Origin of the sequence: Microbacterium sp. SSM24 (assembly GCF_025989145.1) — a bacterium.
Taxonomy (GTDB): domain Bacteria; phylum Actinomycetota; class Actinomycetes; order Actinomycetales; family Microbacteriaceae; genus Microbacterium.
Window position 1 is genome coordinate 1,623,396 of sequence record NZ_JAPDNQ010000001.1, and the last position, 22,899, is coordinate 1,646,294.

At 69.7% G+C, this 22,899-nt stretch carries 23 protein-coding genes; 12 read left to right on the forward strand and 11 right to left on the reverse strand.

Going from position 1 to position 22,899, the window contains the following annotated elements; translation table 11 throughout:
* The first annotated feature begins 11 nt into the window (after positions 1-11).
* The 3 genes from OL358_RS07515 (at position 12) to pulA (ending at position 7,704) form a co-directional block, all read left to right on the forward strand.
* On the forward strand, positions 12-1,202 hold the full coding sequence (locus OL358_RS07515; protein ID WP_264709349.1) for a bifunctional 2-methylcitrate synthase/citrate synthase: 1,191 nt from the start codon (positions 12-14) through the stop codon (positions 1,200-1,202).
* Positions 1,199-1,654, forward strand: a complete 456-nt coding sequence (locus tag OL358_RS07520; RefSeq protein WP_264709350.1) for a hotdog fold thioesterase — start codon at positions 1,199-1,201, stop codon at positions 1,652-1,654. Before OL358_RS07515 ends, OL358_RS07520 begins: the two co-directional genes overlap by 4 nt.
* Positions 1,655-1,911: 257 nt before the next feature.
* The gene (gene pulA, locus OL358_RS07525) at positions 1,912-7,704 is read left to right on the forward strand and encodes a pullulanase-type alpha-1,6-glucosidase (protein WP_264709351.1); all 5,793 of its coding nucleotides are present in this window, start codon (positions 1,912-1,914) and stop codon (positions 7,702-7,704) included.
* Between the two features lie 60 nt (positions 7,705-7,764).
* On the opposite strand, the gene OL358_RS07530 is transcribed toward pulA, so the two are convergent.
* Positions 7,765-8,097 (reverse strand): hypothetical protein, encoded by a 333-nt coding sequence (locus tag OL358_RS07530; RefSeq protein WP_264709352.1) that lies wholly within the window; start codon positions 8,095-8,097, stop codon positions 7,765-7,767.
* Positions 8,098-8,232: 135 nt separating this feature from the next.
* Between OL358_RS07530 and OL358_RS07535 the strand changes: the two genes are divergently transcribed.
* The gene (locus tag OL358_RS07535; RefSeq protein WP_264709353.1) at positions 8,233-8,670 is read left to right on the forward strand and encodes a MarR family transcriptional regulator; all 438 of its coding nucleotides are present in this window, start codon (positions 8,233-8,235) and stop codon (positions 8,668-8,670) included.
* A gap of 16 nt (positions 8,671-8,686) precedes the next feature.
* Here OL358_RS07535 and OL358_RS07540 read toward each other — a convergent pair whose 3' ends face one another.
* Complete coding sequence (locus OL358_RS07540; RefSeq protein ID WP_264709354.1) at positions 8,687-9,031, reverse strand: hypothetical protein; 345 nt, start codon at positions 9,029-9,031, stop codon at positions 8,687-8,689.
* A 160-nt stretch (positions 9,032-9,191) separates the two neighbouring features.
* On the opposite strand from OL358_RS07540, the gene OL358_RS07545 reads away from it, so the two are divergent.
* The 3 genes from OL358_RS07545 (at position 9,192) to mmsB (ending at position 11,573) form a co-directional block, all read left to right on the forward strand.
* The gene (locus OL358_RS07545) at positions 9,192-9,362 is read left to right on the forward strand and encodes a hypothetical protein (protein WP_264709355.1); all 171 of its coding nucleotides are present in this window, start codon (positions 9,192-9,194) and stop codon (positions 9,360-9,362) included.
* 140 nt (positions 9,363-9,502) lie between these two features.
* Positions 9,503-10,666, forward strand: a complete 1,164-nt coding sequence (locus tag OL358_RS07550) for an acyl-CoA dehydrogenase family protein (protein WP_264709356.1) — start codon at positions 9,503-9,505, stop codon at positions 10,664-10,666.
* A 1-nt stretch (position 10,667) separates the two neighbouring features.
* On the forward strand, positions 10,668-11,573 hold the full coding sequence (mmsB, locus tag OL358_RS07555; protein WP_264709357.1) for a 3-hydroxyisobutyrate dehydrogenase: 906 nt from the start codon (positions 10,668-10,670) through the stop codon (positions 11,571-11,573).
* A gap of 9 nt (positions 11,574-11,582) precedes the next feature.
* On the opposite strand, the gene OL358_RS07560 is transcribed toward mmsB, so the two are convergent.
* From OL358_RS07560 to OL358_RS07585, 6 genes are all read right to left on the reverse strand, one after another.
* Complete coding sequence (locus OL358_RS07560) at positions 11,583-12,479, reverse strand: hypothetical protein (RefSeq protein WP_264709358.1); 897 nt, start codon at positions 12,477-12,479, stop codon at positions 11,583-11,585.
* On the reverse strand, positions 12,476-13,018 hold the full coding sequence (locus OL358_RS07565; protein WP_264709359.1) for a hypothetical protein: 543 nt from the start codon (positions 13,016-13,018) through the stop codon (positions 12,476-12,478). The genes OL358_RS07560 and OL358_RS07565 overlap by 4 nt, the downstream gene beginning before the upstream one ends.
* Positions 13,015-13,611, reverse strand: coding sequence for a hypothetical protein (locus tag OL358_RS07570; RefSeq protein ID WP_264709360.1), 597 nt, complete (start codon positions 13,609-13,611; stop codon positions 13,015-13,017). The genes OL358_RS07565 and OL358_RS07570 overlap by 4 nt, the downstream gene beginning before the upstream one ends.
* Positions 13,612-13,621: 10 nt before the next feature.
* Positions 13,622-14,992 carry a hypothetical protein gene (locus OL358_RS07575; protein ID WP_264709361.1) on the reverse strand — a complete coding sequence of 457 codons (1,371 nt, stop codon included), beginning with the start codon at positions 14,990-14,992 and terminating at the stop codon, positions 13,622-13,624.
* A gap of 13 nt (positions 14,993-15,005) precedes the next feature.
* The gene (locus tag OL358_RS07580; RefSeq protein WP_264709362.1) at positions 15,006-15,332 is read right to left on the reverse strand and encodes a hypothetical protein; all 327 of its coding nucleotides are present in this window, start codon (positions 15,330-15,332) and stop codon (positions 15,006-15,008) included.
* Positions 15,333-15,393: 61 nt separating this feature from the next.
* Complete coding sequence (locus OL358_RS07585; RefSeq protein ID WP_264708497.1) at positions 15,394-15,681, reverse strand: WXG100 family type VII secretion target; 288 nt, start codon at positions 15,679-15,681, stop codon at positions 15,394-15,396.
* Between the two features lie 172 nt (positions 15,682-15,853).
* On the opposite strand from OL358_RS07585, the gene OL358_RS07590 reads away from it, so the two are divergent.
* Entirely contained in the window at positions 15,854-16,630 is a 777-nt protein-coding gene (locus OL358_RS07590) for an enoyl-CoA hydratase (protein WP_264709363.1), read from the forward strand.
* Between the two features lie 43 nt (positions 16,631-16,673).
* Here the strand turns inward: OL358_RS07590 and OL358_RS07595 are convergent, their stop codons facing one another.
* Complete coding sequence (locus OL358_RS07595; protein WP_264709364.1) at positions 16,674-17,210, reverse strand: MarR family winged helix-turn-helix transcriptional regulator; 537 nt, start codon at positions 17,208-17,210, stop codon at positions 16,674-16,676.
* Between the two features lie 147 nt (positions 17,211-17,357).
* Here OL358_RS07595 and OL358_RS07600 point away from each other — a divergent pair, with 147 nt between their 5' ends.
* The 3 genes from OL358_RS07600 to OL358_RS07610 all read left to right on the forward strand — a co-directional run bounded on the left by OL358_RS07600 (position 17,358) and on the right by OL358_RS07610 (position 20,779).
* Entirely contained in the window at positions 17,358-18,134 is a 777-nt protein-coding gene (locus tag OL358_RS07600; protein ID WP_264709365.1) for an electron transfer flavoprotein subunit beta/FixA family protein, read from the forward strand.
* A gap of 10 nt (positions 18,135-18,144) precedes the next feature.
* The gene (locus OL358_RS07605; RefSeq protein ID WP_264709366.1) at positions 18,145-19,113 is read left to right on the forward strand and encodes an electron transfer flavoprotein subunit alpha/FixB family protein; all 969 of its coding nucleotides are present in this window, start codon (positions 18,145-18,147) and stop codon (positions 19,111-19,113) included.
* Between the two features lie 520 nt (positions 19,114-19,633).
* The gene (locus OL358_RS07610) at positions 19,634-20,779 is read left to right on the forward strand and encodes a cytochrome b/b6 domain-containing protein (protein ID WP_264709367.1); all 1,146 of its coding nucleotides are present in this window, start codon (positions 19,634-19,636) and stop codon (positions 20,777-20,779) included.
* Between the two features lie 91 nt (positions 20,780-20,870).
* Here the strand turns inward: OL358_RS07610 and OL358_RS07615 are convergent, their stop codons facing one another.
* Positions 20,871-21,656 carry a coenzyme F420-0:L-glutamate ligase gene (locus OL358_RS07615; RefSeq protein WP_264709368.1) on the reverse strand — a complete coding sequence of 262 codons (786 nt, stop codon included), beginning with the start codon at positions 21,654-21,656 and terminating at the stop codon, positions 20,871-20,873.
* 34 nt (positions 21,657-21,690) lie between these two features.
* Positions 21,691-22,197 (reverse strand): GNAT family N-acetyltransferase, encoded by a 507-nt coding sequence (locus OL358_RS07620; RefSeq protein ID WP_056122644.1) that lies wholly within the window; start codon positions 22,195-22,197, stop codon positions 21,691-21,693.
* 141 nt (positions 22,198-22,338) lie between these two features.
* Here OL358_RS07620 and OL358_RS07625 point away from each other — a divergent pair, with 141 nt between their 5' ends.
* A complete protein-coding gene (locus tag OL358_RS07625; protein WP_264709370.1) occupies positions 22,339-22,899 on the forward strand; it encodes an acyl-CoA thioesterase in 561 nt (186 codons plus the stop codon).

The window sequence follows — 22,899 nt, forward strand, 5'->3', positions numbered from 1 at the left end:
AAGGAGCAGTCATGACCGAACCCGACATCAAGAAGGGCCTCGCCGGCGTCGTCGTCGATTACACGGCGGTCTCGAAGGTCAACCCCGAGACGAACTCCCTGCTCTACCGGGGCTATCCGGTGCAGGAGCTCGCGGCGACGCAGCCGTTCGAATCGGTGGCGTACCTGCTGTGGCACGGCGAACTGCCGACCGATGTGCAGCTCGCCCACCTGCGCGCGACCGAGCGCGCGTACCGCCACCTGCCCGCCGACGTCCGCGCCGCGATCGACCTCGTCCCGGTCGACGCGCACCCGATGGACGAGGTGCGCACCGCCGTGAGCCTCATCGGCGCGCGCGACCTCGCCGGTTCCGGGTCGGTGCTGGACGCCAGCGGCAGCGCCGAGGAGAACCTGGCGCGCAGCATCCGCCTCTTCGCCGTCCTGCCTGCGATCGTGGCGTACGGCCAGCGCCGCCGCCGGGGGCAGCAGCCGATCGCGCCCCGCGACGACCTGGACTACTCGGCCAACTTCCTGTGGATGACGTTCGGCGAGGAGGCCGACGACGTGGTCGTCGACGCCTTCAACCGCTCGATGATCCTGTACGCCGAGCACTCGTTCAACGCCTCGACGTTCACCGCACGCGTCATCACGTCGACCCTCAGCGACCTGTACTCGGCCGTCGTCGGCGCGATCGGCGCCCTCAAGGGACCGCTGCACGGCGGTGCCAACGAGGCCGTCCTGCACATCTTCGACGAGATCGGCACGGCTGAGAACGTCGGCCCGTGGCTCGACGAGGCGCTCGCCTCGAAGCGCAAGATCATGGGCTTCGGCCATCGCGTCTACAAGCGCGGCGACTCGCGCGTTCCTACGATGAAGGCTGCGCTCGACACGCTCGTCGAGCACTACGACCGGCCGGATGTCGCGGCGCTCTACGACGCGCTCGAGTCGCAGTTCGTCGAGCGCAAGGGGATCTACCCGAACCTGGACTACCCGTCCGGCCCGGCGTACAACCTCATCGGATTCGACACGCTCACCTTCACGCCGCTGTTCGTCGCCGCGCGGGTCACGGGCTGGACCGCGCACGTCATGGAGCAGCTGGCCTCGAACGCGCTGATCCGCCCGCTGTCGGAGTACAACGGCCCCGACGAGCGCCACATCGCGGGCTACGTGCCCGACGCGGCCGTCGTCGAGGCATCCGAGCGTGCGGAGGAGGCCGCGGAGTGAGCGTCTGGTTCGGCGACGTCTCCGACATCGCGCTCAACGCGATGTCGGAGTCCACGCTGATCGCGAACCTCGGCATCGAGGTGACCGAGCTGCGCGATGACGCGTTGGTCGGACGGATGCCCGTCGATGAGCGGACCGTGCAGCCGGCGGGCGTGCTCCACGGCGGAGCATCCGTCGCCCTCGCAGAGACCCTCGCGTCGTGGGCCGGTTACCTCGCGGTGGACCGCGAGAAGTTCCACGTGGTCGGGCAGGAGATCAACGCCAACCACATCCGTCCCGTGTCGTCGGGCTGGGTCACCGCCACCGTCACCCCCGCCGCGCTCGGCCGGCGCTCGCACGTGTGGGAGATCCGCATCACCGACGAGGCCGGCCGCCTGGTGTGCATCTCGCGGTGCACCCTCGCCGTGATCGAGCAGCGCTCGACCTACGCGACCGCCGGGGAGCGCGGCTGACCGTCCGTCCGTTTGTGCGGGCGAATGTGCGTCTCAGCAGAGTGCCGGGCGGCAATTCTCCCGCACAAACGGAATGGGAGCGGGCCTGCAAGCGGTTGCGGGAGACGAGAGGGTAAGCGGATGCCGCGGCCGGCGGCATCCGAAAATGAGGGCACTCTCATCATGTAAGCGCTTGCAGGATTGCCCCGTCTCGCGCTAGCGTCGGCAGCACACTGCACCCCGGCACGTCGTCGTGCCATTCCTCCCCAGGAGTCCCCTTGTCGAAGCCGACAGCCGCACGTGTCCGCCGTTCCGCCGCCATCCTCACCGCCGCGGCCGTCGTCCTCGCCGGGGGTGTGATCGTCGTCGCTCCCGCCGCCGCGGCCGACCGCACCTTCGCGTTGGTCGGCAGTCTGCAGTCCGAGCTGGGCTGCTCCGCGGACTGGCAGCCGGAGTGCGCCGCCACCGAACTCGCCGCGACCGGCACCGCCGGGGTGTACGAGAAGGAGTTCACCGTGCCCGCCGGCTCGTACGAGTACAAGGTCGCGGTGGACGACGCGTGGACCGAGTCGTACGGACTCAACGGCGGCGGCGACAACATCCCGCTGACGATCGCGGGCCCCGCGAAGCTGCGGTTCGTGTTCGACGACAACACCAAGCGCGTGGGGATCACCGACGTGCCGATCGACGGCGACTACACGGCGGCCGATGACGCCCTCGTGGCCGACCCCGTGCGCCAGGCCGGCAGCGACGAGCAGTTCTACTTCGTCATGACCGACCGCTTCGCCAACGGCGACACGTCCAACGACACCGCCGGGATCGCGGGCGACCGGCTCGCGCACGGCTTCGACCCGACCGACAAGGGCTTCTACCAGGGCGGCGACCTCGCCGGACTCCGGTCGAAGCTCGACTACATCGAGGGTCTCGGCACGACGGCGATCTGGCTGACGCCGAGCTTCAAGAACCGTCCCGTGCAGGGCACCGGGGCGAACGCGAGCGCCGGATACCACGGGTACTGGATCACCGACTTCACCCAGATCGACCCGCACCTCGGCACGAACGCCGAGCTCGAGGCGCTCATCGCCGACGCGCACGACCGTGACATCAAGGTCTACTTCGACATCATCACGAACCACACGGCCGACGTGATCTCCTACGACGGCGGGCAGTACGCCTACGTCGATCAGGAGACCCGGCCCTACACGGATGCCGCGGGCGAGGAGTTCGACCCCGCCACCTACGCCGGCACCGACACCTTCCCGGCCCTCGACCCCGCGACGAGCTTCCCGTACGCGCCGCTCATCGCCGCGGCCGACGAGGACGTCAAGGTGCCGGCGTGGCTGAACGACCCGACGCTGTACCACAACCGCGGCGACTCGACCTGGGCGGGTGAGTCGGTGACCTTCGGCGACTTCGTGGGTCTGGACGACCTCATGACGGAGCATCCGACCGTCGTCGACGGCTTTGTCGACGTGTACCAGGACTGGGTCGACCTGGGGATCGACGGATTCCGCATCGACACCGCCAAGCACGTCAACTTCGAGTTCTGGGAGAAGTGGTCGACCGAGGTGCTCGACTACGCCCACGCGCAGGGCAAGGACGACTTCTTCATGTTCGGCGAGGTCTACGACGCCGACCCGGCGAAGCTGTCGCCGTACGTGCGCAACTCCGACATGAGCTCGGTGCTCGACTTCACGTTCCAGAGCGCGGCGACCGCATACGCGAAGGGCACCGGCACGTCGGCGAAGCCCAGCGGCCTGCGCACGCTGTTCGCGGGCGACGACATGTACACGACGCCGGACTCGTCGGCCACCGCCCTGCCGACCTTCCTCGGCAACCACGACATGGGACGCATCGGCTACTTCCTCGCCGGTGCCGACGCGCAGCAGCGCGACGAGCTCGCCCACGAGCTGATGTACCTGACGCGCGGCCAGCCGGTCGTCTACTACGGCGACGAGCAGGGATTCGCGGGCACCGGCGGCGACAAGGATGCCCGCCAGACCCTGTTCGCGACGCAGACGGCGGACTACGCGAACCAGCCGCTCGTCACCGGCGGCCAGCTCGGCCAGATCGATCGCTACGACACCGCGGCGCCGCTGTACGGGCACATCGCGGCCCTCGCCGAGCTGCGCTCGAGCCACCCCGCGCTGGCGACCGGTGCGCAGATCGAGCGCTTCGTGGAGGATGCCGCCGCCGGCGTCTACGCCTTCAGCCGCGTCGATCGCGTCGACCAGGTCGAGTATCTCGTCGCGACGAACAACGCGACGTCGGCCCGCACCGTCTCGATCCCGACCCTCACGAACGGCGCCTCGTTCGCGCCGCTCTACGGGGGCGGTCAGGCCTTCACGACCGACGCCGCCGGTGTCGGCTCGGTGACGGTCCCGGCCCTGTCGGCCGTCGTGTTCACCGCTGACAAGAAGGTCAGTGCGCCCGCTGAGGCCGGAGACCTCACGGTCACCGTGCCCGAGGCCGGAGCCGGCGTGACCGGCGTCGCGCCGGTCGGTGCCGACGTCGCGGACGACGCGTGGTCGGAGACGAGCTTCGCGTGGCGCGTGGTCGGCGACGACGAGTGGCAGGCGCTCGGCACCGCCGAGGACACCACTCCGCGGGTCTTCCACGACGTCACCGGTCTCGCGGCAGGAACGCTCGTCGAGTACCGGGCCGTGACGACGGATGCCGCGGGCCACCGCTCGGCCGGATCGACCTACGCCTCGGTCGGCAACGGGGTGAACACCACCGTGCCGGAGGAGCCGGAGGAGCCGTCCGAGCCCGAACCGCAGGAGCCGACGGAGTACGAGTTCGTGAGCGTTCCGGGCAGCTTCAACAGCGAGGCCGGGTGCCCCGGCGACTGGCAGCCCGACTGCGCGAACGTGCAGATGGAGCTCGTGGACAGCACCATCTGGCGCCTCAAGATCGCCGATCTCGCCGCGGGCGACTACGCGTACAAGGTCGCCGTCGAGAAGTCGTGGGACGAGAACTACGGCGCCGGCGGCGCGCCGGGAGGTTCCGACATCGTGCTCAATCATGACGGCGGAGCGATCACGTTCTACTTCGACCCGCGCACGAAGAACATCTGGTCGACGGCCGACGGTCCCGTGATCACCCTGCCCGGTTCGCTCCAGAGCGAGCTCGGCTGCGCCGGGGACTGGGCACCGGAATGCCTGGCGACGATGATGTTCGACAAGAACCGCGACGGCGTCTTCCAGTTCACCACCGACGACCTGCCGACCGGTTCGTACGACGTCAAGGTCGCGCACAACCTGTCGTGGGACGAGAACTACGGTGCGGGCGGCGCCCCGGGCGGCGCCAACATCACCTTCAGCGCCAGCGCGGGCAAGGTCACCACGTTCCGGTACGACCTGGAGACGCACGTGCTCACGGTCACGGCCACCGACCCGCCCCTCGCGGGCACCGGCGAGCTCCGCGCGCACTGGATCGACGCCGAGACGATCGCATGGCCGAAGGACCTGGGATCGACCGCCGCTGACGCGACGTGGCAGCTGCACGCCTCCGACGACGCATCCCTCGTTCAGGCCGACGGCGAGGTGACCGGCGGCGACGCGTACGATCTGGCCCGCATCGACGGCGGGCTCACCGACGCGCAGAAGGCACGGTTCCCGGCGCTCGCCGGCTTCACCGCGCTGCGGGTCGAGGGGGTGGATGCCGCGGCCCTGCTGAAGGGCCAGCTGAAGGTGTCGCAGCGCGATGCCGCGGGATCCCTCCGCGCCTTCACCGGCGTGCAGGTCCCCGGCGTTCTCGACGACCTGTATGCCGATGAGGTGGAGGATGCCGCGCTCGGCGTGGCCTTCGCGAAGAAGAAGCCGACGTTCCGCCTGTGGGCGCCGACCGCGCAGTCCGCGACGCTTCTCACGTGGGAGGCCGGCGCCGCCGGCGACCCGCAGCGCCATGAGGCGACGTGGGATGCGGCATCCGGAATCTGGACGGTCAAGGGGGCGACCTCGCTCAAGGGCGACGAGTACCTGTGGGAGGTCGTCGTGTACGCGCCGTCCACGGGCGAGATCGAGACGAACCTCGTGACCGACCCGTACTCGGTCGCGCTGACGACGAACTCCGAGCGCTCGGTCGCGATCGACCTCGACGACAAGGCGTGGGCGCCGAAGCAGTGGGAGAAGACCAAGGCCCCGATCGTGAAGCGTTCGGTGGACCGCGCGATCTACGAGCTGCACGTCCGCGACTTCTCGATCACCGACGAGAGCGTCCCCGTGGCCGAGCGCGGCACCTACCGCGCGTTCACGCGCAACAGCGCCGGCACGAAGCAGCTGCGCCAGCTGGCGGACGCGGGCATCAACACCGTGCACCTGCTGCCGACGTTCGACATCGCCTCGATCGAGGAGGACCGCACGAAGCAGAAGACGCCCGACTGCGACCTCGCCTCGTACGGACCCGGAGCCACCGAGCAGCAGGCCTGCATCGAAGCGATCGCCGACGAGGACGGCTTCAACTGGGGCTACGACCCGTACCACTACTCGGCTCCCGAGGGCTCCTACGCCGTCGACCCCGAGGGCGGCGCGCGGGTGCACGAGTTCCGCGAGATGGTCGGCGCCCTGCACGGGCTCGGACTCCAGGTCGTGCTCGACGAGGTCTACAACCACACCGCTCAGTCGGGGCAGGGTGACAAGTCGGTGCTCGACCAGGTCGTGCCCGGGTACTACCACCGCCTCAACCTGGCCGGGAACGTCGAGACCTCGACGTGCTGCCAGAACGTGGCGACCGAGCACGAGGTCGCACAGAAGCTCATGGTCGACTCGGTCGTCCTCTGGGCGAGCGAGTACAAGGTCGACGGCTTCCGCTTCGACCTCATGGGGCACCACTCGAAGCAGAACATGCTCGAGATCCGGGCGGCGCTCGACGAGCTGACCCTCAAGAAGGACGGCGTGAACGGCAAGGCGATCTATCTCTACGGCGAGGGCTGGAACTTCGGCGAGGTCGCGAACAACTCCCTCTTCGAGCAGGCCACCCAGGGACAGCTCGGCGGCACCGGCATCGGCACGTTCAGCGACCGGCTGCGCGACGCCGTGCACGGCGGCAGCCCGGTCGACGGCTCGTCGATCTTCTACCAGGGCTTCGGCACCGGGCTCTTCACCGATCCGAACGACCGGCCGGGCGTGCCGGGCGATGCGGCCGGCGACCTCGCGCGCAAGACCGACCTGGTCAAGCTCGGCCTCGCCGGGAACCTGCGCGACTTCACGATGACGGCAGCGGACGGCACCGTGAAGGCCGGTGACGAGTTCGACTACAACGGCGCATCGGCCGGCTATGCAGACCAGCCGGACGAGATCATCACGTACGTCGACGCCCACGACAACGAGACGCTGTACGACCACCAGGTCTTCAAGCTCCCGGTCGACACCTCGATGGCGGACCGGGTGCGCATGAACACGCTGTCGCTCGCGACGACGACGTTCTCGCAGACCCCGTCGTTCTGGCACGCCGGCACCGAGCTGCTGCGCTCCAAGTCGCTGGACCGCAACAGCTACAACTCCGGCGACTGGTTCAACCGCATCGACTGGACCGGAAAGGAGTCGACCTTCGGGTCGGGTCTGCCGCGCGAGTCGGACAACGCCGACAAGTGGTCGTTCATGAAGCCGCTTCTCGAGAACCCGGCGCTCAAGCCCGGCGCCTCCGACATCGCGAAGGCCGAGGCATCCGCTCTGGATCTGCTCCGCGTCCGCGAGGAGGTGGGCCTGCTGCAGCTGGGGTCGGCGAAGCTCATCGAGCAGAAGGTCACCTTCCCGAACAGCGGACCGGATGCCGCGCCCGGCGTGATCGTGATGCTCATCGATGACAAGGTCGGCCCGAACGTCGACCCGGCGCTCGCCGGTGCGCTCGTGGTGTTCAACGCCTCGCCGAATGCCACGACGCAGACCGTGCCGAAGCTGGCCGGCCGCAGCTTCGTGCTCACGCCCGCACAGGCGAAGGGCTCGGACCCCGTGGTCAAGAAGACCACGTGGGCCACGTCGTCGGGCACCATCTCGGTGCCGGCGCGGTCGGTCGTGGTGCTCGTCGAGAAGCAGGGCAAGCCGCAGCCGCCGCGCTGCTGGGCGCACTGAGCCGGATGAACGGAGGAGGGGCCGCGGCGTTCGCCGCGGCCCCTCCGTCGTGTGAACCGCTCAGGCGACCAGGGTCGCGATCTTGCGCTCGGCGGGGAGGTCGTCGAAGTCGACGACGAGCCCGCTCGAGGAGGACGCGCGGTGGGCCATGTCCTGCAGCGCTTCAGGGTCGAGCTGCTCGGCTTCGGCGGAGTCGAAGACGAAACGCAGCGGGATGGATTCCTGCAGCCACAGCGACGAGCGGCCGGACGAAGTGCCGTCTTCGTGTCGCCAGGTGAGCGTGAAGCTCTCGGCGCGGCGCAGCTTGGTCGTGATGACGACCTTCAAGTGAGCGAGCAGGCGGTCGGGGATGTCGATCGGCTCCGCGGTGTCGCCGTAGTAGAGCTGTCCCATGCGTCCCTCCTTCAAGGTTGCGTCGTGAGCCCCACTGTACCGGTATTTCACTCATTTAGGTAAACAATCTAATCATTCACTCATCTAGTTATCGGGTATGCTATCCCTGTTCGCGTCTGAGCAGAGGGGGTCCGCATGCGCTCCGGTCCTTCCCGTGTCCGCGCCGCTCTGCAGGTCTACGTTCAGGCGCGCGCCGACGCCATGGGCGCTGCGCGGCGCGAGCTCGGCCTCGGGGATGGCGACGCCAAGGCCCTCCTGCACATCGCCGCGTATCCCGGCATCCGTCCGACGCAGCTTCGCGACCACCTCGGGATCACCTCCGCGGGGATCACCGCGCTCATCGACCGGCTGGTCGAACGAGGAATCGTGCGGCGCGACGTCGACCCCGACGACCGCCGCGTGAACCGCATCTCGGTCACCGTCGACCTCGACGAGGACCCGTGGTCGCAGCTGTCGCGATTCGACAACGACTTCGACCTCGGTGTCGATGAGATCGAAGAGAGCGAGACGGACACCTTCACCGCGCTGCTCGAGTCGCTGACCTCGGCGACCGTCGAGCGCGGCCGCCGCTGACGGCGCGCCCGCGGGATCAGACCGAATCGCGCTCGAGGTAGCCGGCGGACTTCGCCTGCAGGAACGCGCACAGCGCCGAGATCATCGCGAGCTCGCCGGCGAGGTTCATCAGTCCGCCCGAGTCGAGCACCACCGGCTCCTCGCGGGACTCCATGGTGACGACCCACCTCGGGGAGTAGGGCGCCTCCGGCTGGAGGTAGGTCACCGTCGCCGCGTTCGCGAGGCGCACGCCCACGAGCCCCGTGTCGGCGCCGGGGTCGGCGTCCTGCTGCATCACTTTGAGCGAACCGGCGATCGGATACCCGAGCGTGCGGAACTCCGCCAGCCACTCCTCCAGAGTCTCCAGACTGCGAAACGGCATCTGGTCTCCCCTCGTGCGAGCCGTCGTCCTCGATCGCAAACGTACGGCACTTGCCCGCCGAGGGCCATGCTCGGTCCGCTGGAGGCGTGTCGTTATCCCGAATCGCGCCGCCGCGCAACCGTCCTGCGTACAGGGGTATCACCCGCGTAGCGTGCCGTGCATGCCGTATCTGCTCCGGGACGGACCGAGGGATGGACAGCTCGTCGACGACCTTCCGCGGGGCTATCGTGCCGTCGGCTCGGGACCACCGCCGGGCGCACCCGACCTCGGCGACATCCTGCTCGACGGGGCGGTCTGGGCCGGAGATGACGCCGAGCCCGACGAATCCTGATCCCCTGCGGGGGACGATTGCTCCGAACCCCTCGCAGATACATGGAAGTCCATGTAAAATCAGCAACGTGCTGAAGAAGGCACGGTGACTTTCATCAGGATGCCTCACGAGGGTGTCGTGGTGAGGCTGAAGGAGCAACGATGTCCATGACGATCACCACCCCGGTCCCGGCGCTGTCCGACGACGAGCGCGCCGCGATCCTCGAGGCCGTGCGCGACTTCGCGCAGACCGAGCTCGCGCCTCACGCGCTCGAGTGGGACGAGACCAAGACCTTCCCCGCCGACACCCTCCACCGCGCGGGCGAGCTGGGCCTCGGCGGCATCTACGTCCGCGAGGACGTCGGCGGCACCGGCCTCTCGCGCTCCGACGCCGTCGCCATCTTCGAGGAGCTCGCCGCCGGCGACCCCTCGATCGCGGCCTACATCACGATCCACAACATGGTCGCGTGGATGATCGACACCTACGGCAGCGAGGTGCAGCGTCACGAATGGCTGCCGATCCTCGCCTCGATGCAGGGCTTCGGCAGCTACTGCCTCACCGAGCCGGGCGCCGGATCCGACGCCGCGGCGATCACCACCACCGCGATCCGCGACGGCGACGACTTCGTGCTGACCGGCGTCAAGCAGTTCATCTCCGGTGCGGGCTCGTCCTCCGTCTACATCGTCATGGCGCGCACGGGCGAGCCCGGCGCGCGCGGCATCACGGCCTTCCTGGTGCCCGCCGACACCGCGGGCCTGTCCTTCGGCGCGAACGAGAAGAAGATGGGCTGGAACGCGCAGCCCACGCGCCAGGTCATCCTCGACGAGGTGCGCGTGCCCGCGACGAGCATGCTCGGCAGCGAGGGGCAGGGCTTCAAGATCGCGATGTCCGCCCTCGACGGCGGGCGCATCAACATCGCCGCATGTTCGCTCGGCGGCGCCCAGTGGGCCCTCGACCGTGCGCTGCGGTACGTGCAGGAGCGCTTCACGTTCGGCGAGGCGCTCGCCGAGAAGCAGTCCGTCGTCTTCACCCTGGCCGACATGGCGACCGAGCTGCGCGCAGCGCGCGCCCTCGTGAGGGATGCCGCGGCAGCCCTCGATGCGAAGGCTCCCGACGTCTCGATGCAATGCGCGATGGCCAAGCGCTTCGCCACCGACGCGGGGTTCCGGGTCGCGAACGAGGCCCTTCAGCTGCACGGTGGATACGGCTACCTGCACGAGTACGGCATCGAGAAGGTGGTGCGCGACCTTCGCGTGCACCAGATCCTCGAGGGCACGAACGAGATCATGCGCGTCATCATCGGCCGCCAGCTGCTGGGGGCCTGACATGCGCATCGCCTTCCTCGGCCTGGGCCACATGGGGCTCCCGATGGCCCGCAACCTCGCCGCCGCGGGCCACGACGTCGTCGGGTTCGACGTCTTCTCCGGAGCGACGGATGCCGCGGCCGCCGCCGGTCTGCGCGTCCAGCCCTCCGGCGCCGAGGCGGTGCGCGCGGCATCCGCTGACGTCGTGATCACGATGTTCCAGTCGGGCACGCAGGTGCTCGACGCGTACCGAGGGGCGGACGGGGGAGAGGGACTGCTCGCCGCGGCGGCTCCCGGCACGCTGTTCATCGACTCGTCGACCATCGCCGTCGACGAGGCGCGCGCAGCGCACGAACTCGCCGAAGCAGCGGGTCACCGCTCGCTCGATGCGCCCGTCTCGGGCGGGGTCGTCGGCGCCGAGAACGCGACGCTCGCGTTCATGGTCGGCGGCTCGGACGACGACTTCGAGGCCGCGCGCCCGATCCTCGAGGCGATGGGTCGCCGCGTCGTGCACTGCGGCGGAGCCGGGCTGGGGCAGGCCGCCAAGGTCTGCAACAACATGATCCTCGCGGTGTCGCAGATCGCCGTCGCGGAGGCGTTCGTCCTCGGCGAGCGGCTCGGCCTCTCGCACCAGGCGCTCTTCGACGTCGCCTCGAACGCGTCGGGGCAGTGCTGGGCGCTGACCACGAACTGCCCGGTCCCGGGGCCGGTGCCGACGAGCCCGGCGAACCGCGACTACCAGCCGGGCTTCGCCGGCGCGCTCATGAACAAGGACCTCGGGCTCGCCGAGCACGCGATCGTGTCGACCGGCGTCGAGGCGCGCATGGGGATGCTCGCGCGAGAGATCTACCGCGACTACGCGGACGGCGACGGAGCGGGGCAGGACTTCTCGGGCATCATCAAAACGATCCGCGACGAGAGCGCCTGACCCGGAGCGTCACACCTCGACGTCGTAGCGCGCGGCGATCCAGTCGCCGGGTACCAGCCGTTTGACGGTCTTCGCGGGGAGCACGCGCCGCGAGGCGATCTCAGCGGCCGCGGCCGCATACGCCTCGGCCAGTTCGTCGCGCGTCTCCGGAGAGACGTCCTCGAGGACGGCGGCGGCCTCGTCGCGCGCGTCCTCGGATGCACTGAGGGCCTCGTTGCGCTGCCGGCCCCGCACGGTCCCTTTGGGGCGCTGGATCCACTTGCCGCCGGCCGCGCTCGCCTTGGCCAGACGCCACGCTCCGACCGCCAGCAGCAGGGTGACGATCGCACCCAGAACTGCCACGGCGGTCGCCGCGATCGCGGCGGGGAACACGTCGTCGGTGAAGAGGCGGACGATCATCGCGATCAGGCAGATCACTGCGAAGAGGGCGCTCGTACCCAAGACCGTCTCGCGCGTCACGGCTCGCGAGTCCTCGTACTCCGCGAGGAGCGCATCGCGTTCTCGTCGGACGAAGACGACGCCCACGGCGAAGAGCACGAAAGCAACCGCGTAGCTCACGATGACGGTCGGCGCGACGACGGGGAGGCTGTTCATCTCGGTTCCTCCGGTCAGCCGCCCCATTCCGGCCGCCGAGGCCATCGCGCCGGCGACGGCGAGCGAGCCCAGAAAGTCGGGCCACGGGGTCACCATCCGCGGCGCGCGCGGCGCCTTGTCCGCGCCCGACTCCCAGACCGCGACGCGGGCAGCGAAGCGGCGGTCGACTGTGGCCAGGCGATCCCGGATGCCGAGCTCGAGGCTCGTCAGGAGCGACTCCTGCAGGCCGCGCGCGACGGCGCGGGGGGCAGCATCGGGCGTGAGGGGAAGCGTCTGCGCGGTCGCTACAGCACAGTCCCGCAGCTCGGTCACTCGTCCTCCATCCGCACGGACAGGACGAGCCGATCGGCGTAGGGCTGCATGACCGTGGCGTACGGAATGGTGTCGGCGAAGGCGGTGGCCACCAGCAGGGAGTTCCCACGGCGGAAGGCGTAGTTGAATCGCCCGCCCTGTGCGTCCTCGCGCGATGATCCCGTGACGACGGCGGCGCGGCGTCCGGTGCCCCAGTACTCGTCGTCGATCGTCTCGACGTTCGGAAGCAGCACGGCCGCCGGGTCGTCCTTTACCGCGGCGTCGAGCTCGGTTTCGGCATCCTCGAGCACCTGAATGCCGATGAACCCGATCGCCGGCGCAAGGGACACCGGGCAGAACACGAGGAGATGGCCGGTGAGCTCGGTGCGCATCCGGAGAGCGGTCTCGCCTACCCGGCGCAGTGCGCCCTCGAGCGCCGGAGTGAGGCTGCCGAGCTCGGCGGCGTAGTGGTCGACGACCGCTTCAGGCCATCCGTCGCCATCGTCGGCGGGGACGGGGACCCAGGCGGCGGCGTCGTAGTCGAGGTGGTAAGGGATCATGCCGCTGGGGACTCCCACGTGAAGGTGCTGATGAGCAGGTCGCTGAGGTGGACCAGCCCGTCCACGACGGGCTGCACGTCGACGTCGACCCCGACCGGCACGGGGATCGTCGTCGTGAACTGCAGCGCCCGGCGGCGCTGCGTGCCCGGCACCGGGATCAGATAGTCGACGACGTGGGCCCCGGCGCCCTCGACCTCCTTGCGCGCAGCCACGTCGGCCTCCCAGCGCAGGATCGACCGGTCATCGGTGAGGAACTCCGCACCCTTGTCGCGGAACAGCTGCGCGACCTGGCGATCGAGCGTGCCGCCCAGCTGGCCCTCGACGACGGACGCGACGATCGACATCGGTAGGGGGGACTCGACGGCGGCCGTCTGCAGGTAGAGCGCGAACGCGTTCGCCTGCAGCATCTTGCGGTAGGCGACCTCGAGCATGGTGCGCATCTCGACGTCGAGCTCGGGGCGGTGCTGCTCCCGGAAGACGGCCGACGTCCGCCGGATCAGCTCATCGACGCCCGCTCGGTCGGCGGGCAGCTGCTCCCAGCCGTCGGGGAGCAGAAGCCGATAGTCGGGGACAGGTCTGGTGAGCTCGGCCATCTCCATCAGGCTAGCGCGACAGCTGCTCGCGCCACGTGTCGATGTCCGCCGGCAGCTCGAACGGGTTCAGCATCTCCTGAACGTTCCCCACGACTTCCCCGGTGTCGCGCCCGAACGACCATGCCTTCACTCCGAAGTCGCCGTAGTTCAGCAGACGCTGCGGGAGGTCGAGGACCTCGGTGCCGCGCGAGACGAGGTCCGCGGCATCCGACACCGCGTTGACCGCGGACTGGTGGTGGGCCGAGTAGCTCGCGAACTCCTCCGCGATGTTCACGGTCCAGGCGCCGCCGCCCCGGTTGATGTTGGCCCACAGTGTGCCGCGCCCGATGTCGCCCCAGCGGAGGCCTGAGAAGGTGTCGGCGATCCGCGAGGCGAGCCCGGCGCGGGCGGCACTGCCCAGGCCGTGGCCCGAGCCCATCGCCTCGACGGCGGTCCGGATGCCGCGCAGCCGGCGCAGGTCGCTGACGGCGTCGCCGATCTCGAAGACCGGCCCTGCGAAGAACTTGAGCGCCTGCAGACGCGAGCCCGCCTTGAAGAGCGATCCGAGGCGGCCGAAGGGAAGGACGCCGACGATCGCCCACGCGAGGTCGCCGCCGTCGGCGCGTCCCGCGTCGTAGAGGATCAGCGTTCCCAGCAGCACGACCACCGCGAGTGCGACGGCGATGAGCGCGAGGATCGGGCCGCCGATGATCAGCGCCGCGATCGTGACGACCAGCCCGATCACCGTGACCACGTCGACGATGATCTGCACGATGTCGGCGATGTTGTCGGTCCAGGAGTCGCTGACGTTGCCGTCGGTGGCGTCCTCGATCGCGTTGAGCGCGGCGTCGTACGCCTCGTCCCATGCGTTCCACTGGCCGTCGAAATCGTCGAGCAGCCCGTCGAGGTAGATCTTGGCGTTGCCGGCGGCGATGCCCGCCTCGCGCGCCTGCCAGCGGTCAGCGTCGTGGGCGCCCTGCGCCGTGGAGTCGGTGGGGTCGTAGTCGGAGGAGCCCTCGGCCGTCTCCTGCGCGTCTTCCGCCGCCGCCTTCTTCGCCTCGAGCTGGCGCTTGGCCTGCTCGATCTCGAGCACGAGCGGGCGCAGCTTGCTCTGCACGCTGTCGAGGGCGTGCCCGTAGGTCGTCATCGCCGTGCCGGTGGGCTTGTAGCGCTCACCTGCGAGCGCGAGTTCCTCGTGCGCGTCGCCGACTTCCTCCTTGATGCGCTCGATCGAGCGCCCCTTCTCCTCGCCTGCTCCGTCGGCGATCGCGCTGAGCACGCCGGCGGCGCCGATCATCTGCCGTCCGAGACGGGAGATCTCCCGCCCGCGGTCGATGATGCCCTGCGCGTCGCCCTCGATCACGTGGACGCGGTGCTGCCTGTTGGTGTAGATCGTCGTCATCGGTCGTTCCTGCTCAGCGCACGGGGAGGTTGTCGGCGTCGGACTCGCGCAGCGAGAGGTCGCGCGAGAGCTCGAGGTCGAACTCCTGCCACCCTTCGCACGTCGATTCGACCGCCGCCTGGATGTTGGACAGCTTCTGGAGAAGCTGCTTGCGCCGGTCGTTCCAGCCGCCCTCGAACTCGTGCGTGCGCTTGTGCAGCCCGCCGCGGCCGTCCGGCCGGCCGATGAGTTCCTGGAGGTCGTCGGTGCGCTCCTCGGCATCCTCGAACTCGACGATGATCTGCTTGAGCGACCCGTTCAGCCGGTTCAAGTGGTCGACCTTGATGTACACGTCGGCCATGGCACTCCCCCTCTAGAGGACGGTGGGAAGAGGACGTCCGTCCCCCTCCCACCGCACGTCGTCAGTTGCCGGCGAGTGCCTGGTCGGTGTCCTTGATCGCCTGCTGCATCTTGCGCAGCGATTCGCCCATGTCGGAGATGCCCTCGATGGCCTTCTCCAGACCGGTGGTCAGCTCGGTGTAGCCCTCACCGAACTTGCCCGACGCGTGCTGCGTCTTGAAGTCGTCGCCGAGCAGGCGATCCACGTCGCTCTTGAGACGGCGCAGGATGTCGCCGATCTCCTCGCGGCCGTTCTCGAGCTTGCCCGACATCGCTTCCATCTCACCGTATGAAGCCTTGAAATCCGCCATGATCCATCCCCTTCGAAACGTTGCGGGCCGTTCTCCGGCGCCGAGTTCACGCTAATCGAATCCTCGCGAACGGCACATGGGGAGGATTACCCATGTGCGATCGACGGCCGCGAGCGGCATCCGCCGCCTACGATCGAGGTGCTGCGATGACGCCGAAACGCCGGGAGAGGCCATGACCGAATACGAGACGATCCTCGTCGAGACGCGGGGCCGCGTCGGATGGATCACCCTCAACCGTCCCGAAGCGCTCAACGCGCTCAACACGCAGACCATGAAGGACGTCGTGGCCGCGGCATCCGCCTTCGACACCGATGAGGGCATCGGCGCGATCGTGCTCACGGGATCGGCGCGCGCCTTCGCCGCGGGGGCCGACATCAAGGAGATGGAGTCGAAGTCGGGCCTCGAGATGCTGATGGCCGACCACTTCGGCGGCTGGGCGCAGTTCGCCGGGGTGCGCACGCCGGTGATCGCCGCCGTCTCGGGCTACGCGCTCGGCGGTGGCTGCGAGCTGGCGATGATGTGCGACATCATCCTCGCCGCCGACACCGCGACCTTCGGACAGCCCGAGATCAACCTCGGCGTCATCCCAGGGATGGGCGGTTCGCAGCGGCTCATCCGCGCGGTCGGCTACTACAAGGCCGCCGATCTGATCCTGTCGGGTCGGATGATGGATGCCGCGGAGGCCGAACGCTCCGGGCTCGTCTCGCGCGTCGTGCCCGCCGCAGACCTGCTCGACGAGGCGGCGAAGCTCGCGGACGCCATCGCGGCGAAGTCGCTGCCGTCGGCCTACGCGGCGAAGGCCGTGCTGGACGCCGCGCTGGAGGTGCCGCTCGCCGAGGGATTGCGGCTCGAGCGCCACGTGTTCGCGAGCCTGTTCGACACGGCGGACCAGAAGGAGGGCATGGCCGCCTTCCGCGAGAAGCGGCGCCCCGACTTCACGAACCGCTGACGCCCCGCCGCCGGGTCGGCGGGATCCGCCGCCGCGACGGGTCTCAGAGCGGGTCGGGCTGCGGCCGCGGGTCGGTGAAGTCGCCGGAGTCCTTGCGGAAGCGCGCGATGATCCGCACCAGCTCCGCCGTGTCTTCGTCGGTCAGGCCGACCTGCTCGAAGACCTCGGTGTTGAGCGCCGCGGTGGCGTCCTCGACCAGGTGGACGCCGTCCGGCGTGATCACGAGCATCGCCGCGCGCCCGTCGATGGGATGCGGCTCGCGAGAGACGAGCCCGTCCCGGGCGAGACGGTCGACCGTGTTGGTGACGCTCGTCGGATGCACCTGGAGCCGTGCGATGGCGCTGGCCATCGGCATCCGTCCCGCTCGGGTGAAGGCGAGCAGTCGCAGCATCTCGTAGCGCGCGAACGACAGGCCGAAGGGCTTCAGGGTCGCGTCGATGCGGGCGAACATGAGCTGCTGTGCACGGATGATCGAGGTGACGGCGGTCATGCCGGCGGCGGCGGGCTCCCAGCCGTGGTCGACCCACTGGCGCTTCGCCTCGGCGATCGGGTCGACCGGGAGTCGTCGGCTGGTGGACACGGGCACCTCCTGGTCCCACCGTAGCGTCTGGCGCGCGACCGACCGGGGTGCGAGACGGTGTGTGGAGTGGCGTTGTGGGGTGCCTCCTATCGATTGGGTGCACACCTGACCGCGCTCTAGACTCGTGCGCAGCGTGAGGAGATGGCTATGAAGATCGTCGTCCTGGTCAAGGAAGTCCCGGATACGTACGGAGATCGCAAGCTCAGTCTCGAGACGGGTCTGGCGGACCGTGCGGCGAGCGAGTCCGTGCTGGATGAGATCGGCGAGCGGGCGCTGGAGGTGGCGCTGTCGTACGCAGACAAGAACGCCGGCACCGAGGTCGTGGTGCTGTCGGTGGCTCCGGAGTCGGCGTCGGCGACGGTGCGCAAGGGCCTCGCGATGGGGGCGGCATCTGCGGTGCAGGTCGTGGATGAGGCGCTGCTCGGCGCCGATCTGGGGCTCACGGCGGAGGTGCTCGCGGCGGCGGTGAAGCGGGTCGGCTTCGATCTGGTGATCGCCGGGAATCAGTCCACTGACGGTTCGGGCGGCGTGCTCGGATCGATGGTCGCAGAGTTGCTGGATGTGCCCGCCGCGACGTATCTGAACTCGGTGGAGATCGGCGAGGGTCAGGTGTCGGGGGTGCGCGGCTCGGATGGCGCGAGCGTGGCGGTGTCGGCGGAGCTGCCCGCGGTGATCTCGATCACCGAGGCGCTGCCGGATGCGCGGTTCCCGAACTTCAAGGGGATCATGGCGGCGAAGAAGAAGCCGTTCGAGACGTTGTCGCTCGCTGATCTGGACGTCGATGCGCATCGGGCGGATGTGTCGCGGTCGATCGTGATCGGGTTGAGTGAGAAGCCGCCGCGTGAGGCGGGCGTGAAGATCGTCGACGAGGGTGACGCGGGGCAGAAGCTCGCGGAGTTCCTCATTCAGAACCGGCTGGCGTAAGGGGTCTGTGGTGGTTGATTTCGCTGATGATTCGATCCTCGTCCTGCTGGACGTGACCCCGTCGGGCACGCTCGCGAAGTCCGCCGCGGGCCTGCTGGGTGCGGCCGCGCAGGTCGGCACCCCGGTCGCGTTGATCGTGGGTGACGCTGCGCTGGCGGCGGATGCCGCGGCCCTCGGTGCGGCGGTGGTGCTGGTCGCCGCTCCCGGTGAGGGGCTGGTGGTTCCGGTCGCGGATGCGCTGGTGGCGGCATCCGATCTGGTGCGTCCGGATGCGGTGCTGGTGTCCCACTCGATCGAGGGCCGTGAGGCGGCGGGCCGGTTCGCGGCGCGCACCGGGTCGGGTCTGTGCGTGGATGCGGTCGGCGTCTCGCGCGATGCGGAGGGTGTGGTCGCGCAGCACTCGGTGTACGGCGGTGCGTACAACGTCGATTCCGCGGTGACGTGGGGTGCGCCGGTGATCACGATCCGGCAGGGCGCGGTCGACGCGCGCGCTGAGGCGGTCGCCTCGCCGGTGGTCGAGACGCTCGCGGTGACGGCGTCGGGCCGCAAGGCCGCGACGGTCGTGTCGGTCGAGGAGGCGGTCGTGTCGTCGTCGCGTCCGGAGCTGCGCGGTGCCGCGAAGGTCGTCTCGGGTGGCCGCGGACTCGGGTCGGGGGAGAAGTTCGCGCTCGTGGACGAGCTCGCCGACGTGCTCGGTGCCGCTGTGGGTGCGTCGCGTGCGGCGGTGGATGCCGGGTATGTGCCGCAGTCGTACCAGGTCGGGCAGACCGGGGTGTCGGTGTCGCCGCAGCTGTACGTCGCGCTCGGGATCTCCGGCGCGATCCAGCACAAGGCCGGCATGCAGACCGCGAAGACGATCGTCGCGATCAACAAGGACGCGGATGCTCCGATCTTCGACATCGCCGATTACGGCGTGGTCGGCGACCTGTTCACCGTGGTGCCGCAGCTGATCGCGGCGCTGCAGGCGAAGAAGGCGTAACCGGCTCGTGGCGACCTTCGGACCGGCGATCCGCCGCGGGCTGCCCCGCCAGCCCGGCGGCGAGCCCTGGCCCCCCGCGCCGGAGACGCTTGATGCTCCGCAGCCAGTTTCTGTGGGCGAATCGCGCGAATCGGCGCCGGATGTGACTGCGGAGCATCGATCGGGCCGGAGCATTCGGCGTGGGCTTCCCCGCGTGCCGGGCGGGGAGGCGTGGCCGCCCGCCGCGGCGGCCGGCCTGGGCGCGGGGGTCGCGGCGACCGCGCCGTCCCCGTCGCCGCGCCGGGAGAGCCCGCTGCCCGCTCCGACGCACGTTCCCCCGCCCGGGGCGGTGGGGGCTGGCGCGCCGAGTGCGACCGACCGGCCGGCCGGCCCGCCCGGTCAGGTCGGAACCGCGCCCCATCCCTCGGATGCCGAGGCGCGGCAGTTGCGCCGCGGGCTGCCCCGCGTCGCGGGAGGCGAACCCTGGCCCCCGCCAGGCCTGTTCGCCGCGCCGGCCACGTCTGCCGCATCCGAAACCGCCGTGGCCGCAGCATCCGATGGTCCGTCAGTCGACGCACCGGTCGAGGGCTCCGCGACGACCTCCGTCTTTGCGCCCGCGGCCGTCGGCGAGCCCGAGACCTCGGTCGAGCAGTCCGCGCCCGTCGTGGCCGCGGACTACTCGACCCCGTTGCCGTTCACGCGGACGGTGTGGGCGGGGCAGGCGGCGCGGACGCGTCCGGCGCCGAAGCCCGAGCCGCAGCGGATCGGTCCGTTCACCCGGCTGCAGTGGGCCGGTGCCGTGATCGTCGGCGGTGGCGGTCTGCTCTACGCCGGCCTGATGGCGGTGTTCGCGGTGCGGTGGCTGCTCAGCACCCAGTGGGGTGTGGACTTCCTCGCCGCCTACCCGGGCGAGTACCACCTGCCCGAGGGGGCGCCGGTCGGGTTCCCGGCGTGGCTGGGGTGGCAACACTTCTTCAACGTGTTCCTGATGGTGCTGATCATCCGGTCCGGATTGCAGGTGCGCACCGAGAAGCGCCCGTCGGTGTTCTGGACGCGTCGCGGTGGTGACGGCAAGCGCAAGATCAGCCTGAACCTGTGGTTCCACCAGTCGCTCGACATCCTGTGGCTGGTCAACGGCGTCATCTTCGTGGTGCTGCTGTTCGTCACGGGGCAGTGGATGCGGATCGTCCCCACCTCGTGGGAGGTGTTCCCCAACGCGATCTCCGCCGCACTGCAGTACGTGTCGCTGGACTGGCCCACCGAGAACGGCTGGGTCAACTACAACGCGCTGCAGCAGCTGGCCTACTTCACGACCGTCTTCATCGCCGCTCCGCTCGCGATCGTCACCGGCGTGCGGATGAGCGGGGTCTGGCCCAAGAACGCCCCCGGCCTCAACAAGGGCTACCCGGTGGAATGGGCCCGCGCGGTGCACTTCCCGGTGATGCTCTACTTCGTGCTGTTCATCTTCGTGCACGTCGTGCTCGTCTTCGCCACCGGCGCCCTGCGCAACCTCAACCACATGTATGCAGCGCAGGGCTCGGTCGACCCCGACGCCTACAGCATGAACTGGACCGGCTTCTGGATCTTCTCGGTCTCGATGCTCGTCATCGTCGCCGCCTGGATCGCCGCCCGCCCCCTCATCCTCGCCCCCATCGCCCGCCTCTTCGGCAAAGTCAGCGGCCGCTGACCCCCACCCGCGTCCGTTTGTGCGGGCGAATGCACGCTTGCCTGCGTCCTCAGGCGCACTTTCTCCCGCACAAACGGAAGGCGAAGACGGGTCAGGAGGACGGGGGAGCGGATGCCGCGCCCGCGGCGAAACCCTCGGCGTAGGCCTCGTCGGCACCGAGGCGGAACATGTCGCGCTCGAGCGGGCGCACGATCGAGCGCGCGCCAGGCAGGTCGAGGGATCCGACGAGGTCGGCGCGGCCCCGGACGACCGCGACCGGCAGGCGCGACGCCTTGCCCTTGACGAGATCGGCCGCCGCGGCAAGCTCGTCGGCGACGCACGGCATCGTGACGACCAGGGGCCGGCCCTCGGCATCCGTCCCCCCGCGCAGGTCCTCGAAGACATGCACGCCCGCGGCGCCGATGGCGTGATCGGTCTGGCCGTCGCGCCACGCGCGGCCGAGCGTGTCGGACACGAGCACGCCGACCTCGACCCCGAGCCGCTCGCGCAGTGCGGCGGCGAGGGCGCGAGCGGAGGCATCCGGATCCACCGGCAGCAGCAGGATCGTGCCCTCGGGGGTGTTCGAGGCGTCGACGCCGGCGGCGGCCGACACCATTCCGAGCCGGTTCTGGACGATGCGGGTGACCTGGCCGCTCGGCGACGCGCGGGTCGCGACGACCCGGACGGTCTCGGCGGTGATCGCGTCCTCGCGGTCGGCGGCGGTCACGAAGCGCCCCTCGGCCTTCGACACGATCTTCGACGTCACGACGAGGATGTCGCCGTCGGCGAGGGTGCCGGCCGCGGCATCCGCGATCATCGTCGCCAGATCGGTGCCCGCCGTGATCTCGGGGATCCCGGCGAGGGGCCAGACGGTCAGCGGGCGCGTCGAGGAGTGCACCCCTTCAGCATCGCGCACCGGACGAGCGCCCGGGTCAGCGGACGAATCGCACCTCGGTGAGGGTCTCGCCCAGGAAGGGCTCGGTGTGGGTCGCGCCGTCGAGCGCGAAGCCGTTGCGCGTGTAGAAGCGGTGCGCGCGCGGGTTGTCGTCGGCGACCCACAGGTACACCGGCTCGTCGCCGGTCACGACGGCGTCGAACAGGCGCTGGCCGATGCCGGTGCCGTGGTACGCGTCGAGCAGGTAGATGAAGTACAGCTCGCGGAAGCGGGGGGCGTCCTTGTCGCGCGCCGGACCCGAACCGGCGAACCCGACGATCTCGCCGCCGGCGAGGGCCGCGAACATCTTGAACTCGGGGCCCTGCACGGCCCAGTGGGTCCACAGCTCGGCGAGGCGCTTGGGAGAGACGGCTTCGAGCGCGGCCTTGCTGATCAGGTGGTCGTACGTCTCGTGCCAGCAGGTGGCGTGGACACGACCCAGGGCCTCGGCGTCGACGTCTCGCACCGGACGGACGACGATGTCGGTCTGGAGTTCGGCTTCCATGGCCAGACTCTACGCCGGGGTGTGCACGACACGAAATCGACCGGACCACACGGTGGAGGGGGGACGGATGCCGCATCCCCTGCTGTCGGAAACCCACAACCGAATGCGGGTCCGGCCGCATGATCGCTACGATCGCTCCTCGTGAACGTGATCTGGCGCACCATTCTCGTGATGCTGACGGCGCGCCGGCGCGTGCGCCGCGAAGGGCGGCTCGGCCCGGCCGGGATCAGCCGCATCCGGCTCACCACGATGCCGACCGACATCGACCTGCTGATGCACATGAACAACGGCCGGTACCTGTCGCTGTTCGACCTCGGGCGGTGGGACCTGCTCGTGCGCACCGGGCTGTGGGACGTCATGAAGACCCGCGGCTGGTACGCGGTCGTCTCGAGCGAGACGGTCACGTTCCGCAAGTCGCTCGAACTCTGGCAGCGGTTCGACATCGAGTCGCGCATGGTCGGCCACGACGACAAGGCGGTCTACCTCGAGCACCGGGCCGTCGTCGCCGGCGAGGTCTACGCCCGCGTCATCGTGCGCGCCCGGATGATGAAGCGCAGCGGCGGCACGCTCTCGCACGAGGAGTTGTTCGGCGCGATCGGCTATCCCGAAGGGATCCCCGAGGTCGACCCGTGGGTGCACGAGTGGGCCGCGGCATCCGCTCTCCCGCCCACGCGCGCCGAGGCGCCGAGCGTCTGGAACTGA

Bases quoted from the DNA above. Each gene is read 5' to 3' on its own strand.
- OL358_RS07580 (WP_264709362.1), bottom strand. From the start codon at position 15,332: ATGGCCGACGTGTACATCAAGGTCGACCACTTGAACCGGCTGAACGGG.
- OL358_RS07535 (WP_264709353.1), top strand. From the start codon at position 8,233: ATGCGCTCCGGTCCTTCCCGTGTCCGCGCCGCTCTGCAGGTCTACGTT.
- OL358_RS07575 (WP_264709361.1), bottom strand. From the start codon at position 14,992: ATGACGACGATCTACACCAACAGGCAGCACCGCGTCCACGTGATCGAG.
- mmsB (WP_264709357.1), top strand. From the start codon at position 10,668: ATGCGCATCGCCTTCCTCGGCCTGGGCCACATGGGGCTCCCGATGGCC.
- OL358_RS07600 (WP_264709365.1), top strand. From the start codon at position 17,358: ATGAAGATCGTCGTCCTGGTCAAGGAAGTCCCGGATACGTACGGAGAT.
- OL358_RS07585 (WP_264708497.1), bottom strand. From the start codon at position 15,681: ATGGCGGATTTCAAGGCTTCATACGGTGAGATGGAAGCGATGTCGGGC.
- OL358_RS07545 (WP_264709355.1), top strand. From the start codon at position 9,192: ATGCCGTATCTGCTCCGGGACGGACCGAGGGATGGACAGCTCGTCGAC.
- OL358_RS07550 (WP_264709356.1), top strand. From the start codon at position 9,503: ATGTCCATGACGATCACCACCCCGGTCCCGGCGCTGTCCGACGACGAG.
- OL358_RS07565 (WP_264709359.1), bottom strand. From the start codon at position 13,018: ATGATCCCTTACCACCTCGACTACGACGCCGCCGCCTGGGTCCCCGTC.
- OL358_RS07540 (WP_264709354.1), bottom strand. From the start codon at position 9,031: ATGCCGTTTCGCAGTCTGGAGACTCTGGAGGAGTGGCTGGCGGAGTTC.
- OL358_RS07620 (WP_056122644.1), bottom strand. From the start codon at position 22,197: ATGGAAGCCGAACTCCAGACCGACATCGTCGTCCGTCCGGTGCGAGAC.
- OL358_RS07590 (WP_264709363.1), top strand. From the start codon at position 15,854: ATGACCGAATACGAGACGATCCTCGTCGAGACGCGGGGCCGCGTCGGA.
- OL358_RS07570 (WP_264709360.1), bottom strand. From the start codon at position 13,611: ATGGCCGAGCTCACCAGACCTGTCCCCGACTATCGGCTTCTGCTCCCC.
- OL358_RS07530 (WP_264709352.1), bottom strand. From the start codon at position 8,097: ATGGGACAGCTCTACTACGGCGACACCGCGGAGCCGATCGACATCCCC.
- OL358_RS07515 (WP_264709349.1), top strand. From the start codon at position 12: ATGACCGAACCCGACATCAAGAAGGGCCTCGCCGGCGTCGTCGTCGAT.